This window comes from Acinetobacter sp. ANC_7504, from assembly GCF_056779995.1.
Genome location: NZ_JBWYIZ010000028.1, coordinates 1 through 706 on the forward strand (window position 1 = coordinate 1; position 706 = coordinate 706).

Genomic DNA, 706 nt, shown 5'->3' on the forward strand with positions numbered 1-706 from the left:
GCGTTAGATGCCGCGCAAGCAGCAGTCGATGCTGCGATTGCAGAAGCACAAACAGCAATCGATAACTTAGAAGATGAGGCAGCACAAGCCGAGCTACAAGCACAGTTAGATGGTATTGCTGACTTGAGTGTACCGCCAGTGAGTGGTTCACTCGAAGAAGCGACCGACTTGGTGACAGCAGCAGAACAACTGCGAGCGGAGAAGCAAGCAGCCCTCGAGGCCTTAGCCGATGCAGATGACAATGGCGTAACCACACCAGCAGAATATGCAGCAGCCTTGGCTGAGCTTGAAGCAGCACAAGCAGAAGTAGATGCCGCGATTGCAGCGGCTCAGGCAGCACTGGATGAACTGGCGCCAAGTGAGGCACAGGCAGCATTACAAACACGATTAGATGCCATCGCAGACCTGACTGTACCGCCTGTCAATGATGAAGATGGCAATGGTCGTGATGATGCGATTGATGCTGCAGCAGGTCTTGTACAAGAAGCGATTGATCTTAGAAATGAGAAACAAGCAGATCTAGAAGCCCTTGCAGATTCAGATGGAGATGACAAAGTTTCCCAAGAAGAATACGAAGCAGCATTAGCGGCGTTAGATGCCGCGCAAGCAGCAGTCGATGCTGCGATTGCAGAAGCACAAACAGCAATCGATAACTTAGAAGATGAGGCAGCACAAGCCGAGCTACAAGCACAGTTAGATGGTATTG

Annotated in this window: 1 protein-coding gene; it reads left to right on the forward strand. The window is 51.0% G+C overall.

What is annotated here, in order from left to right:
- On the forward strand, positions 1 to 706 hold a 706-nt coding region (locus AC1M9F_RS14455; RefSeq protein ID WP_481598111.1), incomplete at both ends, for a GA-like domain-containing protein.